Raw genomic sequence first — 17,331 nt, 5'->3', positions numbered from 1 at the left:
TGGATAACCTCTTCTTTTTTTGTCATACATTACAAATGTTGTTTCGGCTAACAAAAATCATTTCGGTCACACTAATGGTGTACAAGTTCATCATTTAGAGACTGTACAAAAAGGGGGAGAAGAATGCGACAATATGATGATTTAAAACGGGAACTTGAGCAGCGGAAAGCAAGCATAGAAGAACGTATTAAAGAAGCCGACCGCTATGGGTTAGCAGTTACTTCAAGCTTTTCAACAGGAGAGTTGTCACAATATGATAATCACCCAGCTGATACTGCTACTGACTTATATGAACGCGAAAAGGACATTGCCATCTACGAAAAGTTACAAAAAGAACTGGAAGATGTCGACTATGCGTTAAATAAAATGCAAAATGGCTCATATGGAGTTTGTGAAGTGACAGGAAAGCAAATTCCATATGACCGCCTGCAGGCCAACCCGACTGCACGAACTGTCGTTGAGCACTCAAAAGGTCTATTAGCTAATCATCGCCCAGTAGAAGAAGCAGTCTTAGGAAACTTTGATGAATATAATTTTGACAACCGTGATGATGAAACAGAATTTGACGCTGAAGATGCTTATCAATCGGTCGCTTCTTTTAACGAAAATAGTATGGTCTTTGAAGATTCTTCACTAGACCGTACCGGAGAGTTGGTTGGTTACGTGGAAGAATTGGAAGCTTTTGCTTCAACTGATATTTATGGTTATCAAGGAGATGACTCTGTCGATTTCCAAAGAAATATCCATTACGATCAATATTTGAACGAAAAATAAACTAATCCAAGCTGGCTCTTTATATGTACAAGTGTCAGATAGTCCCTGACACTTGTGAGTCAGTCTAACTAATTGTGGTTAAACTATATAAGCGCAGGGGTAAAAATAAGTAAAAAAAGACACTTTCATCATTTTATGCTAAAATGCTAACGTATGCATAATGAGATGGAGGAAATGACTTTGATTTGGTTATATTATGTTATTGCAGTAATCATTATTTTGTTTGATCAATGGACAAAATGGATTGTCGTACATTCGATGGAAATAGGCGAACGTATTCCATTAATTGAAAACGTCCTTTATTTTACTTCTCATCGTAATCAAGGGGCAGCGTTTGGTATTTTACAAGGACAGATGTGGTTTTTCTACATCGTAACAGTATTCGTTGTAGGATTTATCGTATATTACATTCAAAAGGAAGCAAAAAAAAGTATCCTACTTGGTGTGTCTTTAGGTTTAATTTTAGGTGGAGCTATTGGAAACTTTATCGACCGAGTTTTTCGAGGTGAAGTTGTAGATTTTATTGATACTTTTATCTTTACATACAATTTCCCTATTTTTAATGTAGCTGATTCTGCTCTTTGTGTTGGGGTAGCTTTAATCTTCATTAAGATTATTAACGACGAAAGAATAGCAAAGGGGAAGAAATAATGGAGCAATACGAATTTAAGATCAACGAAGAACAGGTAAGTGAACGAATAGATAAATTAATGACGACCTTTAATCCAGAATGGTCTAGAACTCAAGTTCAGCAATGGATTAAAGACGGAAATGTTACCGTTAATGGTGATACTGTTAAAACAAATTATAAAGTGCAATTAAACGATAGATTAGAGTTAGAAATACCAGAACCTGAACTGCTTGAAGTTGAACCAGAACCGATTAATTTAGATATTGTTTATGAAGATGAAGATGTCATTGTTGTTAATAAACCACGTGGAATGGTAGTTCACCCTGCACCTGGCCATTATTCAGGAACACTGGTAAATGGTTTAATGTATCACTGTAAAGACCTATCAGGAATTAATGGTGTAATCAGACCAGGAATCGTACATCGAATAGATAAGGATACGTCCGGTTTATTGATGGTGGCAAAAAATGATGTCGCCCATGAATCATTAGTAGAACAACTTAAAGCGAAGACAACAAAGCGAATATATAAAGCAATTGCTCACGGCGTTATCGCACATGATGTTGGGACAATTGAAGCCCCCATTGGAAGAGATAAAAAGGACCGCCAAAGCATGGCCGTTACTGAAGAGGGACGTGATGCGGTGACTCATTTTACGGTACTTGAAAGATTTGAAAACTTTACGTATGTTCAATGTGAACTTGAAACAGGCAGAACGCATCAAATCCGTGTTCATATGAAATATATAGGTTTTCCTTTAGCTGGAGACCCTAAATATGGACCAAAAAAGACTCTTGATATCGACGGACAAGCGTTACATGCATCTGTTTTAGGATTTGTACATCCACGTACAAAAGAAGAGCTTGTTTTTGAAGCGCCACTCCCACAGGAGATAGTAAAATTACTTGAAGAGCTAAGAAGGTAATTGTTAGAAGTATCTAACTATTTTTAAATTACAAAAACCGATTGACTTTGTTGTCGAATAGTGGAATAATAACGATAACAACAATATAGATCCTTTAACTACAGTCCCGTGAGGCTGAGAAGGAAGCGGATTAATGGTAACACAGGGTGGAGTATGCCCTTTTACTGAACATTCACTAAACCTCTCATCAGAAACGGTGAGAGGTTTTTTGTATAACGACCGCTTTCACGTTAGGACATACTAATAGGGTGGAGGTGTTTAAGTATGGCGAGAATAATTTTAGACGAACAAGCAATTCGACGTGCAACAACTAGAATTGCACATGAAATAATTGAACGAAATAAAGGAATTGATAATTGTATCTTAGTTGGAATTAAAACTCGTGGTATTTATGTTGCTAAAAGGTTAGCAGAGAGAATTGAACAAATTGAAGGGGAAAAAATTCCAGTTGGTGAAGTCGATATCACACTATACAGGGACGACTTAACTGTGAAAACGGATGATCAAGACCCTCTACTAAAAGGTTCACAAGTTCCTGCTGATATTACAGATCGAAAAGTCATCTTGATTGATGATGTACTTTACACAGGAAGAACCGTTCGAGCAGCTTTAGATGCATTAATGGATTTAGGCAGACCATCACAAATCCAATTAGCGGTGCTAATTGATAGAGGGCATCGTGAATTGCCAATTCGTCCAGACTATGTCGGAAAAAATGTTCCAACATCTAAAAGTGAAATTATTACTGCGAAATTAAAAGAAGTCGATGAAATTGATGAAGTAAGTATTATCCAAAAGGAAGAATTTTAATAATCACTCTTTAAAGCAGTCCAGTGAGGCTGACAAGAGACCATTTACACTTCTTACAAGGACTATGTCCTTTTTAAAGTGTAAACAACCTCTCGTCAACATTGGACGCAGAGGTTTTTTTCATAATATCCGCTATTTCAACAAAGCTTACTAACAAGAGAATCATTAAAGGAGGACAATAAAATGTCACAACAACAAGAAATTGGTATCAGAGAAGTACCAAGATTTGATAAATGGTTAACCTTTAGTATTCAGCACTTATTTGCAATGTTCGGTGCAACCATCTTAGTTCCATATTTAGTTGATTTAAGTCCTGCAGTTGCATTATTTTCAAGTGGATTAGGTACTCTAGCGTACTTATTAATAACTCGTGGACAAATTCCAGCTTACTTAGGTTCATCCTTTGCGTTTATCGCTCCGATTATAGCGGCCACGACGATCGGCGGTCCAGAAGGGGCAATGATCGGGAGTTTCCTAGCGGGGATCATTTACGGAATAGTAGCGTTACTAATTAAAGCGAGCGGTGTAAGTTGGCTGCTAAAAATCTTACCACCAATCGTAGTCGGCCCAGTTATTATGGTTATTGGTTTAGGTTTAGCAGGTGTGGCAATTAATATGGCCATGTATGTACCAGGTTCTCAACCACCAGAATATAGCGGTACCTTATTTTCATAGCGATTGTAACTTTATCGATTACCATTTTATCAGCATTCTTCCTAAAAGGGTTCTTCGGTCTAATTCCTTTCCTATTTGGAATAATCGGCGGATATGTTTATGCCTACTTCATGGGGGTTATAGATTTAACACCTGTAAGAGAAGCACCAATCTTTGCAGTACCAGATTTCATCATACCGTTTGTCACTTATACACCAAGCTTCAACTGGCAAATTGCCGCGATTATGGTTCCAATCGCAGTCGTAACGATTTCAGAACATATTGGGGACCAGATGGTTCTTAGTAAAGTAGTCGGAAAGAATTTTATTAAAAAGCCAGGCTTACATCGTTCTCTATTTGGAGATGGGGTTGCAACAATGATCGCATCTGTCCTTGGGGGGCCTCCAAATACAACATACGGAGAGAACATTGGTGTACTTGCGATTACACGAGTGTTTAGTGTATTCGTTATCGGTGGAGCAGCAGTACTCGCAATGACACTTGCATTCTTTGGAAAATTCGCAGCCTTAATTCAAACGATCCCAACTGCAGTTATGGGCGGGGTATCGATCTTACTCTTTGGGGTAATCGCTTCATCAGGTTTACGTATGTTAATTGAAAATGGTATCAATATGGGATTAAAGCGTAACTTAATCATTTCATCAACTATTCTTGTCATCGGTATTGGGGGAGCTTTCATCCAAGTTTCAGATGAAATCCAAATTGCCGGTATGGCGCTAGCAACTATTATCGGGATTGTTCTTCACTTAATTTTACCTGATAAAGAAGTAAGTTATGGTACAAAATCAATGTTTGAAGACAACCAATAATTAAATAAAACAATCATCCTTTAACTAAAGGTCCAGTGAGGCCTTGAAGGGGTAGTTAGATATTATAGGCAGTTGTTTTTACTGTCTCTCTTCAACGAGGATGACTCAGAGCTAGGTGTAAACATCAATCAGATGTTAAACCTAATTGAGCCATCCTCTTTTTTTATAAAAAATGAAGTGAAGATGAAGGAGAGGAAGATGATTATGCACGTATTAACGATGCCATTACTCGAGACGATTGAAATTCATCAAATCTTACATGATGCTCAAGCTTTCCTAAATGGTGACCGTTGGATGCCAAATCGAGAAACATTTGTAGCCAATCTTTTCTTTGAGCCGAGTACGAGAACAAAATTTAGCTTTGAAGTAGCAGAAAAAAAACTAGGCCTCCAAGTTTTGAATTTTGAAGCTCAAACATCCAGTGTAACTAAAGGGGAAACATTGTACGACACGGTCAAAACATTAGAGGCGATTGGAACGAATATTGTGGTTATCCGTCATCAACAAGATCATTACTTTGACGATCTTGTAGGAAGAATTTCTATTCCAATCATTAATGGCGGGGACGGCTGTGGACATCACCCTACTCAATCTTTACTTGATTTATTAACGATTAAACAGGAATTTGGAACATTCGAAGGATTAAAGGTCGTCATTGTAGGAGACATTAGACACAGTCGAGTGGCTAGATCCAATGCAGAAGTACTTCATCGCCTTGGGGCTAGCGTATGGTTTTCAGGGCCGCGCTCATGGATTGACGACAGTATTCCATATGGGAATTTCATTGATATCGATGATGCTGTTGAAATGGCAGATGTGATGATGATGCTTCGAATACAACATGAACGTCATGCTGTGAAGATGGTAACAACTCAAAGCGATTATCATCACCAATATGGATTAACAATTGAAAGAGAACAACGAATGAAAAAAGACAGTATCATTATGCATCCAGCGCCAATTAATAGAGATGTTGAAATTGCAAGTGAGCTTGTTGAATGTGAACGCTCGAGAATATTCAAGCAAATGACAAATGGGGTTGCAGTTCGAATGGCAGTCTTAAAACGTGCGATCGAAAAGGGAGGACTTAAATAAATGAAGACATTAATTAAAAACGGAAAACTACTCAGTGAAAATGGTGAACTTATTAATCGAGATGTCCTAATTGAGGATAGCAAAATTGTAAGAATTGGAAACGAGTTAGAAGAACAGGCAGATGAGGTAATTAATGTTAACGGAAACTTAGTCATTCCTGGCATGATTGATTTACATGTCCACTTAAGAGAGCCGGGTGGTGAACATAAAGAAACGATCGAAACGGGAACAATGGCAGCGGCAAAAGGTGGATTTACAACAGTTGCACCCATGCCAAATACTAGACCAGTTCCAGATACGAAAGAACAGTTAGATTGGCTGCAAAATCGAATTAAAGAAACAGCACATGTTCGGGTACTGCCTTACGCATCCATTACTATTCGTGAATTAGGTCAAGAATTAACGAACTTCGAAGACCTTGCAGAAAGCGGAGCGTTTGCTTTTACAGATGATGGAGTTGGGGTACAAAATGCAGACATGATGCTTCAAGCGATGAAAGCTGCTGCAAAAATTAAGAAAGCAATTGTTGCACACTGTGAAGAAAATACACTCATCCATAAAGGCGCAGTTCATGAGGGAACCTTCTCAGAAAAACACGGAATTAATGGTATCCCATCCGTGTGTGAATCCGTACATATCGCTCGTGATGTGTTACTAGCTGAAGCTGCAGATGCTCACTACCACGTCTGTCATATTAGTACGAAAGAATCAGTTCGTGTTGTGCGTGATGCAAAAAGAGCAGGTATTAAAGTGACAGCAGAAGTAACACCACATCATTTATTACTTTGTGATGAAGACATTCCTGGATTAGACTCAAATTATAAAATGAACCCGCCGCTTAGAGGAAAGAAGGACCTCGAAGCTTTAATTGAAGGATTGCTTGATGGGACAATTGATTTTATCGCAACAGATCATGCACCACATAGTGAAGAAGAAAAAGCTTTAGGCATGGAAAAAGCCCCATTTGGTATTGTCGGATTAGAAACAGCTTTTCCATTGTTATATACAAACATGGTTGAAAAAGGAACGATTACATTAAAGCAATTAGTCGATTGGTTAACGATTAAACCAGCTGAGACGTTTGGCTTGCCATATGGAACAATTGATGAAGGTGTAGAGGCAGACATTACAGTTATTGATTTAAATTCAGAAGAAACGATCAACCCTGAAAGCTTTGTATCAAAGGGGAAAAACACACCTTTTGCAAACTGGAATTGTAAAGGTTGGCCGACACACACATTTGTAGCTGGAAAGCTTGTATGGAAAAAGGGGGAGCAGTAATGAAAAGACAATTAATTTTAGAAGATGGAACAGTATTTGTTGGAAAAGCTTTTGGTAGTGAGAATGAAAAAGTAGGAGAAGTCGTTTTTAATACGGGGATGACAGGATATCAAGAGATCTTATCTGACCCTTCCTATTGTGCTCAAATTGTAACACTAACTTATCCATTAGTAGGCAATTACGGTATTAACCGTGATGATTTCGAGTCAATTGAACCAGCTATTCATGGATTAATTGTTAAAGAGGCTGCGATTCATCCAAGCAACTGGAGATGCGAAGAGTCAATTGATGATTTATTGAAAGCCAAAGGTATCCCAGGGTTAGAAGGAATTGATACAAGAAAATTAACTCGCCTTATTCGTAAGCATGGTACGTTAAGAGGAAAATTATGCGGCATGGATGTGAATGTTGAAGATGTTGTCAAACAACTTAACTCAACAGAAGAGCCAAACGACCAAGTAAAACGAGTATCAACTAAAGATCCTTATCACTGCCCAGGAAGAGGTCATCGTGTTGTCTTAGTTGATTACGGTGCAAAGCACGGTATCATTCAAAACTTAATTTCACGAGATTGTGATGTAATTGTCGTGCCATACAATACAACAGCTGATGAAATTCTACGTTTATACCCAGATGGTATTATGCTGTCCAATGGTCCTGGAAATCCAGTCGATGTTCCAGAAGCAATTGAAATGATCCAAAATTTATTAGGAAAAGTACCGATTTTCGGAATTTGTCTAGGGCATCAACTACTTGCATTAGCTAGTGGTGCAAGATCAGCGAAATTAACGTTTGGACACCGTGGTTCCAACCATCCAGTAAGAGAATTAGAAACAGGAAAAATTGATATTACTTCTCAAAATCACGGTTATACAATCGAAGAAGATTCACTTGAAGATACTCGTTTAATAGTCACACATAAAGCAGTGAATGACGGAACAGTTGAAGGTGTTGCCCACCTGGACTACCCTGCATTTAGTGTTCAATATCACCCAGAAGCATCACCAGGACCAGAAGACTCAAACCATCTATTTACTAAGTTTATTAAGTTGATTGAAGAACATAAACAAAGCCGAGTGCGCGTTTAACAAATAAGGGGGAGACAACATGCCAAAACGTACGGATATTAAAAAGATTTTAGTGATTGGGTCAGGACCCATCGTTATCGGACAAGCAGCTGAATTTGATTATGCAGGTACACAAGCATGTCAAGCGTTAAAAGAAGAAGGATATGAGGTAATTCTTATTAACTCTAACCCAGCAACAATTATGACGGATACAACGATGGCTGATCGAGTGTATATTGAGCCAATTACGTATGAGTTTGTTAGCCGAATTATTCGTCAAGAACGCCCAGACGGTCTTCTGGCAACTTTAGGTGGCCAAACTGGTCTTAACATGGCTGTGGAACTAGAAGAGTCAGGTATCTTAAAAGAGTACGATATTGAACTATTAGGAACACATCTTGACGCCATTAAACGTGCTGAGGATCGTGACTTGTTTAGAACATTAATGAACGAATTAAATGAGCCGGTACCAGATAGTGATATCGTTCATAACCTTGAAGAGGCTTACCGTTTTGTTGAGCGTGTCGGTTATCCAATTATCGTTCGTCCGGCATATACACTTGGTGGAACTGGCGGCGGACTTGTATATAACGAGGAAGACCTTATAGAAATCGTAACGAGCGGACTAAAGTACAGCCCAGTGACACAATGTCTTTTAGAGAAAAGTATCGCTGGATTTAAAGAAGTAGAATATGAAGTAATGCGTGATGGTAAAGACCAAGCGATCGTTGTATGTAACATGGAAAATATCGATCCAGTTGGCGTACACACAGGAGATTCCATCGTAGTAGCACCTAGTCAAACGCTTTCTGATCGTGAATATCAAATGCTTCGTAATTCATCTTTAAAAATTATTCGTGCATTAGGAATTGAAGGCGGATGTAACGTTCAGTTTGCACTCGATCCGGACAGCTATCAATACTACATCATTGAAGTAAATCCACGGGTAAGCCGTTCATCAGCACTTGCGTCAAAAGCAACAGGTTATCCAATTGCAAAGATTGCAGCAAAAATTGCAGCAGGGTATGCATTAGATGAAATTATGAATCCGATTACGAAAACGACGTATGCTAGTTTTGAACCAGCGCTTGACTATGTCGTAAGTAAAATTCCACGCTGGCCATTTGATAAGTTTGAGTCAGCAAACCGTACATTAGGAACACAAATGAAAGCGACAGGGGAAGTTATGGCGATTGGACGTAATTTAGAAGAGTCTCTTTTAAAAGCCATTCGTTCATTAGAAGCAGGTGTATTCCATTTAGAAAGAAGCGGACTTGAGACACTTGAAAATGTCGAGTTAGAAAAGCGTATAGCTGTAGCGGATGATGAGCGCTTGTTTGTAATCGGTGAGGCGTTCCGTCGTGGTTACACGGTACAAAAACTTTGGGAATTAAGTAAAATTGATCATTTCTTCCTTCATAAAATGGAAGATATCGTGAAATTAGAACAGTCATTAAAAGATAACAAAGGTAACCTTGAACTGTTAACTGAAGCAAAAGAAAAAGGATTTGCTGATGTAACGATCGCACAATTATGGGAAATGGAAGAGGGAGAGCTTTTCGACCTGCGTGAGCAAAAAGGAATTATGCCAGTATATAAAATGGTTGATACGTGTGCAGCAGAATTCGAATCTGCAACTCCATATTTCTATGGAACGTATGAAGATGAAAACGAGTCATTCATTTCAGATAAAAAGAGTATTCTTGTATTAGGCTCTGGACCAATCCGTATCGGACAAGGAATTGAGTTTGATTACGCGACAGTTCATACGGTTTGGGCAATTAAAGAAGCTGGATACGAAGCGATTATTATTAACAATAACCCAGAAACGGTTTCAACAGATTTCAGTACTTCTGACAAGCTGTACTTTGAGCCTTTAACACTAGAAGACGTGCTGCATGTCATTAGACAAGAACAACCAGAAGGTGTAATTGTTCAATTTGGTGGTCAAACGGCAATCAACTTAGCGGAAGGTCTATCAGCTCGTGGAGTTAAAATTTTAGGAACAGCATTAGAAGATATGGACCGTGCTGAAGATCGTGATAAGTTTGAAAATACATTACAAGAATTAGGAATACCACAACCACTAGGTAAAACAGCAACTTCAGTAGATCAAGCAGTGAAAATTGCAACTGACATTGGCTACCCCGTCTTAGTACGTCCATCTTATGTACTAGGTGGTAGAGCAATGGAGATCGTTTATAAAGAAGCTGAGTTACTAAACTATATGGAAAATGCGGTAAAGATCAACCCGAAACATCCGGTATTGATTGACCGTTATTTAACAGGAAAAGAAATTGAAGTGGATGCTATCTCAGATGGTGAAAACGTTTATATACCAGGAATTATGGAACATATCGAGCGTGCTGGCGTTCACTCAGGTGACTCGATTGCGGTTTATCCACCACAAACACTTTCTGCTGAAATTAAAGAGAAGGTCATTGAGCGTACGATTTCATTAGCTCGCGGATTAAATATCGTTGGACTTTTAAACATCCAGTTCGTTTTACATGAAAATGAGGTTTACGTGCTAGAAGTAAACCCTCGTTCAAGTCGTACGGTTCCATTCTTAAGTAAAATAACAGGTGTTGCTATGGCAAACATTGCAACGAAAGCGATCTTAGGTAAGAAGCTTCCTGAATTAGGCTATGAAACAGGCTATCACCCTGAAGGCAAAGAAGTATCGGTTAAAGTACCAGTGTTCTCATTTGCTAAGCTGCGTCGTGTCGATATTTCACTCGGTCCTGAAATGAAATCAACAGGTGAAGTTATGGGACGTGACTACACATTAGAAAAAGCGCTCTATAAAGGGTTAATTGCATCTGGTATGAAAATTCCTAAGTACGGTTCAGTTCTTTTCACTATTGCTGATAAGGACAAAGAAGAAGGCTTAGAACTTGTTCAGCGTTTCCACCGTATTGGCTATAACATTTTAGCAACCGAAGGAACTGCTGGTATGATTAAAGACCTGCAAATCCCAGTAACAACTGTTAATAAAATTGGTGCTGAAAAGCCCAATTTACTAGATGTTATTCGCCAAGGACAAGCACAATTTGTAATTAATACATTCTCTAAAGGAAAACAACCGGCTCGTGATGGTTTCCGAATTCGTCGTGAAGCAGTTGAAAACGGTGTAGTTTGTTTGACGTCACTTGATACAGCAGAAGCTTTATTAAAAGTAATCGAGTCAATTACATTCGCTTCAGAAAGTATGCCAGCAATGCAATAAGAAAAGAAAAGCGAAAGCGCCCGTTCAGTGACGAACGGACTGGAGCTCGTCCGTATGAGATAAAGGAAACACGGTGAACGTCAGAGAGCCGATGTTGACTTATCGTAAGGAGGAGAGCGAAGTCTCGCCAGTCGCTGGGCGCTGCAGCTAGACATCTTCGAATCTATACTAACTTGTCTTTTAATAAAGGGGGATGTGCTTGTGCTTAAGGATAACTTAACAATCGTTCACCAAGAGAGGATTGCCGATCAAATATTTGAATTAGTAATCGAAGGTGAACTTGTTTCAAATATGACAACACCAGGGCAGTTTGTTCATGTCAAAATTGATCGTGGAATTGATCCGCTGTTACGACGCCCAATTAGCATATGTAATGTCGATCTAAACAAAAAGCAGCTAACGATGTTATATCGTGCTGGTGGAAAAGGAACGTCACTTTTATCTCAACGTGTGAAAGGGGAACTTGTTGATGTCATGGGTCCCCTTGGCACAGGCTTTCCTGTAGAAGAAGCAAAAGAGGGAGAAGTAGCCTTGTTAGTAGGTGGGGGTATTGGTGTTCCTCCACTGTACTACCTCTCACAGCAACTGAAAGCAAGAGGTGTAAAAGTCGTTCACGTCCTTGGTTTTGCTTCAGCCAAAGATGTTTTTTATGAAGAAAAATTTGCGCAACTTGGAGATACTTATGTTGCAACAGTTGATGGAACACATGGTTCAAAAGGATTTGTGACTGATGTGATTGAGCAAGAAGGTCTTAATTTTGATGTGTTATTTTCTTGCGGGCCTAACCCTATGTTGAAAGCATTAGAAGATCGCTTTCATGACAGACGAGCGTATTTATCTCTTGAAGAGCGAATGGGCTGTGGAATTGGTGCGTGCTTAGCCTGTGTATGTCATCTTCAAGACGATCCAACAGGTACTTCATATAAAAAGATATGTACAGACGGTCCTGTATTCCCAATCGGAGAGGTGATACTATGAGCCGTTTACAAATAGAACTACCAGGATTATCTATGAAAAATCCAATTATGCCAGCTTCCGGCTGCTTTGGATTTGGAAAAGAGTATGCAAAGTTTTACGATTTAAGTAAGCTCGGTGCGATTGCAGTTAAAGCTACTACAGCTGAACCGCGCTACGGAAATCCAACACCACGTGTTGCCGAAACAGCAGCTGGAATGCTAAACGCCATCGGATTACAAAACCCAGGCCTTGAAAAAGTTGTAAATGAAGAATTACCATGGCTAGAAAAGTATGATGTTCCTATTATTGCGAACGTAGCTGGATCAGAAATGGAAGATTATATTGAAGTAGCAGAACGCGTATCTAAAGCACCCAATGTGACTGCATTAGAGCTGAATATATCTTGTCCAAACGTTAAAAAAGGCGGAATTGCCTTCGGTACAATCCCAGAAGTAGCAGCAGAATTGACAAAAGAAGTGAAACGAGTATCTTCGGTTCCGGTTTATGTGAAGTTGTCTCCTAATGTTGCTGATATTGTTGGAATGGCTAGAGCTGTGGAAGAAGCAGGTGCCGATGGACTATCTATGATTAATACATTATTAGGAATGCGGATTGATTTGAAATCAAGAAAACCGATCTTAGCCAATGGTGCAGGTGGACTTTCTGGACCAGCGGTAAAGCCGGTAGCGATCCGTATGATCCATCAAGTAAGTCAAGCGGTTTCGATCCCGATTATCGGAATGGGCGGAATACAATCAGCTGAAGATGTTATTGAATTTTTCTTAGCAGGTGCCGATGCTGTTGCCGTTGGTACAGCAAACTTTGTGGATCCATTTATTTGTCCGGATATTATCAATGCACTGCCTGAATGGTTAGATCAGCTTGGTGTTGATCACATTTCTGAATTAACGGGAGGGAGCTGGAAATAATGAACAGACCAGTTATTATTGCTTTAGATTTTTCCAGCACCGAAGCGGTTGAAGAGTTTCTAACGAAAATGCCAAATGAACCGCTTTTTTTAAAAGTCGGTATGGAACTTTTTTATAGTTCAGGTGCACAACTAATTCATAGTTTGAAAGAAAAAGGGCATCGAATCTTTTTAGATTTAAAGTTGCATGACATCCCAAATACTGTACAGCAAGGAATGAAAGCTCTCGCTCAATTAAATGTTGATATTGTTAACGTCCATGCTGCAGGTGGTTCAGAAATGATGAGACGAGCGATGGACGGTCTTTATGCAGGAACTCCATCTGGAATAGAGCGTCCAAAGTTGATCGCTGTCACACAATTAACGAGTACGAGTGAACAGGTCATGCAACAAGAATTGAAGATTAATGGAACGATGAAAGAAACGGTTCAAGCCTATGCGAAACTAGCAAGTGAAAGTGGATTAGATGGAGTCGTTTCTTCTCCACTAGAAGTACCGCTAATTCATGAGGCTTGTGGAGAACAGTTTCTAACAGTCACACCTGGGATTCGTCTAGCTGGAGATGCTGTAGGGGACCAAAAACGGGTGACAACACCGAGTGATGCTAGAAAACTTGGCAGTTGGGGAATCGTGGTAGGAAGAAGTATTACCGCGAGTAAAGATCCTGCAAGTGCTTATGAAAGAGTCGTAAAAGAATGGGAGGAATTATCATGAAAAAACAAATAGCAACGCACCTATTAGATATAAATGCTGTATATTTACGCCCAAATGACCCATTTACGTGGAGTTCAGGGATGAAATCTCCCATTTATTGTGATAATCGTTTAACACTATCTTACCCTGTCATTCGTAAGGATATTGCGAATGGGTTAAAGCAATTAATTGAAGAAAATTATGCTGATGTTGATGTTATTGCAGGGACGGCCACTGCCGGTATTCCTCATGCGGCTTGGGTAAGTGATTTGATGGAAAAGCCGATGGCCTATATTCGCAGTAAAGCAAAAGGTCACGGAAAAGGTAATCAAATTGAAGGTAAGATCGAAGCTGGTGATAAAGTAGTGATTGTTGAAGATTTGATTTCAACAGGAGGAAGTGTCATTACTGCTGCAGAAGCCGTTCGTGAAGTAGGTGGAATTGTCGTTGGAGTTGTGGCCATTTTTACATACGGTTTAGAAAAAGGGATCACTCAACTCGAAGAAGCAAAATTACCGTTCCAAGTACTAACAGATTATGAAACACTTCTTCAAGTATCATTAGAGAGAAAAGATATTAATGAAGAAGAAGTATCAAAACTAAAGCAATGGCGTCAAAATCCATCTTCTACAGATTGGATGAACGCCTAATATAGAGTTGGACTGGCAACAGTTAAAGCATTCAGCAACTAAAGACATAAAATAGAGGTGGAGATCATTTATGATTTTCATCTCTATATTTTATATAAATCTTATTTATTCCTTCCTAAATTTTGTATAATGTTAAAGGAATGTGAGTTAGGAAAGCCGAAGTTATTCTACAGCGCGGTCTAGCGTATTAAAATATCCTGAGCTAGTAATGACAGTTTGAAGGTAATATGAAGGGGGAGTACATATGCGAAAGATGGATGGGGAAGAGTTCGATCCGTTAGTGCCTTTTTTTGATGGGATGGCATGTACTAAGTGGTTAGGGGCTGTACATGATCAACTAAAACAAGCAACAGGAACTTGGAGTGGCAAGCGCGTATTGGATGTAGGCTGTGGAACAGGACGTTTATTATTTAGAGGAGTAGATGAAGCCGATCATGTAGTAGGTATTGATCTCTCTGAAGGAATGATTCAAGCTGCAAATGAACTTTACGAGGAAAATGGTAAAAAGGATAAAGCTACTTTTCAAGTAGGGGATGCGTATAGTTTACCATTTGGTGATCATGAATTTGACTTAGCGATTTCTACATGTGTGCTTTTTCTCTTACCAGAACCAGCCAAAGGTATTAAGGAGATGATCCGTGTCGTTAAAGAGGGTGGTATGATTGCGATGTTAAACCCATCTGAACATATGAGTCAGCAGACAGCTGCCGAGTATTGTGAACGGCATAAGATTACACAGTTTGAGGAAACGACGCTGCTAAAATGGTCTAATATTTCAACGTTACGTCATCGCTATAATTCGGAGGAACTTTCGATGTTTCTTAAGGGCTGCGGAGCAAAGGAAGTGGAGCACTTTCCGGTTGTTGACGGCTTAGCTTTAATTACCATTTGTAAGCTATAATAAGAAGGACAGCCCAATTAAATGGCTGTCCTTTAATTTTATTCCCGCATAATGAGAATTACTTTCTCAACTTCAATACTAGATCCTCATCAGGTGTTACATACAACGTTGTTTGATTGTCATATATAACAAAGCCAGGTTTTGACCCACTTGGCTTTTTGACATGTCGGATTTTCGTATAATCAACAGGTACACCGCTTGATTGTCGTGCCTTACTATAAAACGCAGCGACTGTTGCTGCTTCTGTTAACGTCGTCTCGTCTGGATTGGTATCGCGGATCAAGACGTGAGAACCAGGAATGTCTTTTGTATGCAGCCAGATTTCGTCTTGACGGGCAAATCGATTCGTTAGGTATTCGTTTTGCTTGTTATTTTTACCGACAAAAAATTCCACACCTGCTGATGAGATATAGGACTCTACTTGTGGTTTGGTCGGTTTTTTCTTTTTCTTACTATCTTTTTGCCGACGTCTTACATAGCCTTCTTCAACTAGCTCTTCACGAATTTCCTCAACATCCTTAGGAGATGCTGCTTCCATTTGCTGAATTAATTGATCAAGGTATTTAATTTCTTGTTTTGCTTTTTCTATTTGTTCCTCTACAACTGCAACGGAGTTTTTTGCTTTATTATATTTGCGGAAGAAATTTTGAGCATTATCTGACGGTGTCTTCTGTGGGTCTAATGGGATCGTTACAGTTGCACCGTTTACATCGTAATAATCGATGACGTCGACTGCTTTGTCACCGCGTTTAACCATATAAAGGTTAGCGGTTAATAGTTCGCCGAAGCGTTGATACTTTTGTGCTTTTTCAGCATCAACTAATGTTTTCTCTAGCTTTTTTATTTTTTTCTCATTTTTGGAGAGTTCATTTCGTAAAAAGCGTTCAAGGTCATGAGCTTGTTGTTTTACTCGGTCACGCTCTCCTTTACCATAAAAAAAGCGGTCAAGTAGTTCACTTACTGAAGAGAAATAACGCACATCACCATGTAAATGAGTTAATGAAAATAAAGAGAATGCTTCTTTTCCAGTTGCTATGATCATCTGTGGCTCAAATTGATTAGCTTTTAATGGGTCAATTACTTCAAAAAATCCAGATACGACAGCTTTTTGCTGTGATAACTTCGCACGGTGAACGATTTCTTTTGTCACTTGTGGTGATATGCCCGAAAAAGCTTCGAGAAGCTGCTTATCTAATTTCCCTTGATTGAAATCTAGCTTACGAAGCAATCCTTCTTCATCTACAGAAAAGGGGTCGGTCTTTCCTTGCCCAGGTGGATATTCATACGTATGACCTGGGAGAACCGTTCTTACACTGCTTTGTGACGGTGTAATATGCTTGATGCTGTCAATAATTTTTTTACTTTCTTTATCAATCAGTGTAATGTTGCTATGCCGTCCCATAATTTCAATAACTAATGTTTTATATGTAGTATCTCCTAATTCGTCTTTTCCTTTTATATCAATAGTAATGATACGTTCCATATCGATTTGCTCAATTTTTTCTATAAAACTACCTTCTAGATGTTTGCGGAGCAGCATACAAAACATCGGTGGCTCTTGAGGGTTATCATATTTTTCCTTCGTTAAATGAGCACGGGCAAATGAAGGGTTTGCCGATAAAAGCAATGAATGATTGGTGCCTTTTGCACGGATCGTTAATAATAGCTCAGTTTTATAAGGTTGATAGACACGGGAAATTCTTCCCGTTACTAATTTTTCTTGTAACTCGTTTGTTATTGCTCTAGTCATTAGTCCATCAAATGACATACGTTCACCAACTTCCTTAACGTTCAACTTTTGAAATAAGTTTAAAATTTAATATTTATAAAATCATTACTATCAACAGTATAGCATTTTTTAGGACGTGCCTGAATATGATGCTTGTATAAAGTGTACAAGATGTGG

14 protein-coding genes and 1 pseudogene are annotated in these 17,331 nt (G+C 39.0%); 14 read left to right on the top strand and 1 reads right to left on the bottom strand.

Annotated elements, in window-relative coordinates; all coding sequences use genetic code 11:
* Positions 1-123: 123 nt before the first annotated feature.
* From N7Z68_RS06550 to N7Z68_RS06485, 14 genes and pseudogenes are all read left to right on the top strand, one after another.
* Positions 124-774: a TraR/DksA C4-type zinc finger protein gene (locus N7Z68_RS06550; RefSeq protein WP_275117658.1), complete on the top strand. Its 651-nt coding sequence runs from the start codon at positions 124-126 to the stop codon at positions 772-774.
* Positions 775-939: 165 nt separating this feature from the next.
* Positions 940-1,425: a signal peptidase II gene (lspA, locus tag N7Z68_RS06545; protein WP_275117805.1), complete on the top strand. Its 486-nt coding sequence runs from the start codon at positions 940-942 to the stop codon at positions 1,423-1,425.
* Entirely contained in the window at positions 1,425-2,330 is a 906-nt protein-coding gene (locus N7Z68_RS06540) for an RluA family pseudouridine synthase (RefSeq protein WP_275117657.1), read from the top strand. Before lspA ends, N7Z68_RS06540 begins: the two co-directional genes overlap by 1 nt.
* 264 nt (positions 2,331-2,594) lie before the next feature.
* Positions 2,595-3,140 (top strand): bifunctional pyr operon transcriptional regulator/uracil phosphoribosyltransferase PyrR, encoded by a 546-nt coding sequence (gene pyrR, locus N7Z68_RS06535; protein ID WP_275117656.1) that lies wholly within the window; start codon positions 2,595-2,597, stop codon positions 3,138-3,140.
* A 183-nt stretch (positions 3,141-3,323) separates the two neighbouring features.
* Positions 3,324-4,624, top strand: a pseudogene (locus N7Z68_RS06530) (solute carrier family 23 protein).
* Between the two features lie 201 nt (positions 4,625-4,825).
* Positions 4,826-5,719: an aspartate carbamoyltransferase catalytic subunit gene (locus N7Z68_RS06525; protein ID WP_308447214.1), complete on the top strand. Its 894-nt coding sequence runs from the start codon at positions 4,826-4,828 to the stop codon at positions 5,717-5,719.
* Positions 5,720-7,000 (top strand): dihydroorotase, encoded by a 1,281-nt coding sequence (pyrC, locus tag N7Z68_RS06520; protein WP_275117655.1) that lies wholly within the window; start codon positions 5,720-5,722, stop codon positions 6,998-7,000.
* Positions 7,000-8,088 (top strand): carbamoyl phosphate synthase small subunit, encoded by a 1,089-nt coding sequence (locus tag N7Z68_RS06515; protein ID WP_275117654.1) that lies wholly within the window; start codon positions 7,000-7,002, stop codon positions 8,086-8,088. Before pyrC ends, N7Z68_RS06515 begins: the two co-directional genes overlap by 1 nt.
* 19 nt (positions 8,089-8,107) lie before the next feature.
* Positions 8,108-11,296 (top strand): carbamoyl-phosphate synthase large subunit, encoded by a 3,189-nt coding sequence (carB, locus tag N7Z68_RS06510; protein ID WP_275117653.1) that lies wholly within the window; start codon positions 8,108-8,110, stop codon positions 11,294-11,296.
* Positions 11,297-11,497: 201 nt separating this feature from the next.
* Positions 11,498-12,274, top strand: coding sequence for a dihydroorotate dehydrogenase electron transfer subunit (locus N7Z68_RS06505; RefSeq protein WP_275117652.1), 777 nt, complete (start codon positions 11,498-11,500; stop codon positions 12,272-12,274).
* Positions 12,271-13,182: a dihydroorotate dehydrogenase gene (locus N7Z68_RS06500; protein WP_275117651.1), complete on the top strand. Its 912-nt coding sequence runs from the start codon at positions 12,271-12,273 to the stop codon at positions 13,180-13,182. The genes N7Z68_RS06505 and N7Z68_RS06500 overlap by 4 nt, the downstream gene beginning before the upstream one ends.
* Entirely contained in the window at positions 13,182-13,895 is a 714-nt protein-coding gene (gene pyrF / locus N7Z68_RS06495; protein ID WP_275117650.1) for an orotidine-5'-phosphate decarboxylase, read from the top strand. Before N7Z68_RS06500 ends, pyrF begins: the two co-directional genes overlap by 1 nt.
* Complete coding sequence (pyrE, locus tag N7Z68_RS06490) at positions 13,892-14,524, top strand: orotate phosphoribosyltransferase (protein WP_275117649.1); 633 nt, start codon at positions 13,892-13,894, stop codon at positions 14,522-14,524. Before pyrF ends, pyrE begins: the two co-directional genes overlap by 4 nt.
* Positions 14,525-14,768: 244 nt before the next feature.
* Positions 14,769-15,425, top strand: coding sequence for a class I SAM-dependent methyltransferase (locus tag N7Z68_RS06485; protein ID WP_275117648.1), 657 nt, complete (start codon positions 14,769-14,771; stop codon positions 15,423-15,425).
* Between the two features lie 58 nt (positions 15,426-15,483).
* On the opposite strand, the gene N7Z68_RS06480 is transcribed toward N7Z68_RS06485, so the two are convergent.
* Positions 15,484-17,193, bottom strand: a complete 1,710-nt coding sequence (locus tag N7Z68_RS06480; RefSeq protein WP_275117647.1) for an Rqc2 family fibronectin-binding protein — start codon at positions 17,191-17,193, stop codon at positions 15,484-15,486.
* Positions 17,194-17,331: the final 138 nt, after the last annotated feature.

It is taken from the genome of Alkalihalobacterium chitinilyticum (genome assembly GCF_029028005.1).
In the GTDB taxonomy this organism is placed as follows: domain Bacteria; phylum Bacillota; class Bacilli; order Bacillales; family Bacillaceae_F; genus Alkalihalobacterium; species Alkalihalobacterium chitinilyticum.
The sequence above is the reverse complement of the archived record's forward strand: the minus strand, read 5'-3'. Positions and strand labels throughout refer to the sequence as shown.

Coding starts and splice junctions, on each gene's coding strand:
- pyrE (WP_275117649.1), top strand. CDS start 13,892: ATGAAAAAACAAATAGCAACGCACCTATTAGATATAAATGCTGTATAT.
- N7Z68_RS06515 (WP_275117654.1), top strand. CDS start 7,000: ATGAAAAGACAATTAATTTTAGAAGATGGAACAGTATTTGTTGGAAAA.
- pyrC (WP_275117655.1), top strand. CDS start 5,720: ATGAAGACATTAATTAAAAACGGAAAACTACTCAGTGAAAATGGTGAA.
- N7Z68_RS06485 (WP_275117648.1), top strand. CDS start 14,769: ATGCGAAAGATGGATGGGGAAGAGTTCGATCCGTTAGTGCCTTTTTTT.
- pyrR (WP_275117656.1), top strand. CDS start 2,595: ATGGCGAGAATAATTTTAGACGAACAAGCAATTCGACGTGCAACAACT.
- pyrF (WP_275117650.1), top strand. CDS start 13,182: ATGAACAGACCAGTTATTATTGCTTTAGATTTTTCCAGCACCGAAGCG.
- N7Z68_RS06540 (WP_275117657.1), top strand. CDS start 1,425: ATGGAGCAATACGAATTTAAGATCAACGAAGAACAGGTAAGTGAACGA.
- N7Z68_RS06500 (WP_275117651.1), top strand. CDS start 12,271: ATGAGCCGTTTACAAATAGAACTACCAGGATTATCTATGAAAAATCCA.
- lspA (WP_275117805.1), top strand. CDS start 940: ATGGAGGAAATGACTTTGATTTGGTTATATTATGTTATTGCAGTAATC.
- N7Z68_RS06550 (WP_275117658.1), top strand. CDS start 124: ATGCGACAATATGATGATTTAAAACGGGAACTTGAGCAGCGGAAAGCA.
- carB (WP_275117653.1), top strand. CDS start 8,108: ATGCCAAAACGTACGGATATTAAAAAGATTTTAGTGATTGGGTCAGGA.
- N7Z68_RS06480 (WP_275117647.1), bottom strand. CDS start 17,193: ATGTCATTTGATGGACTAATGACTAGAGCAATAACAAACGAGTTACAA.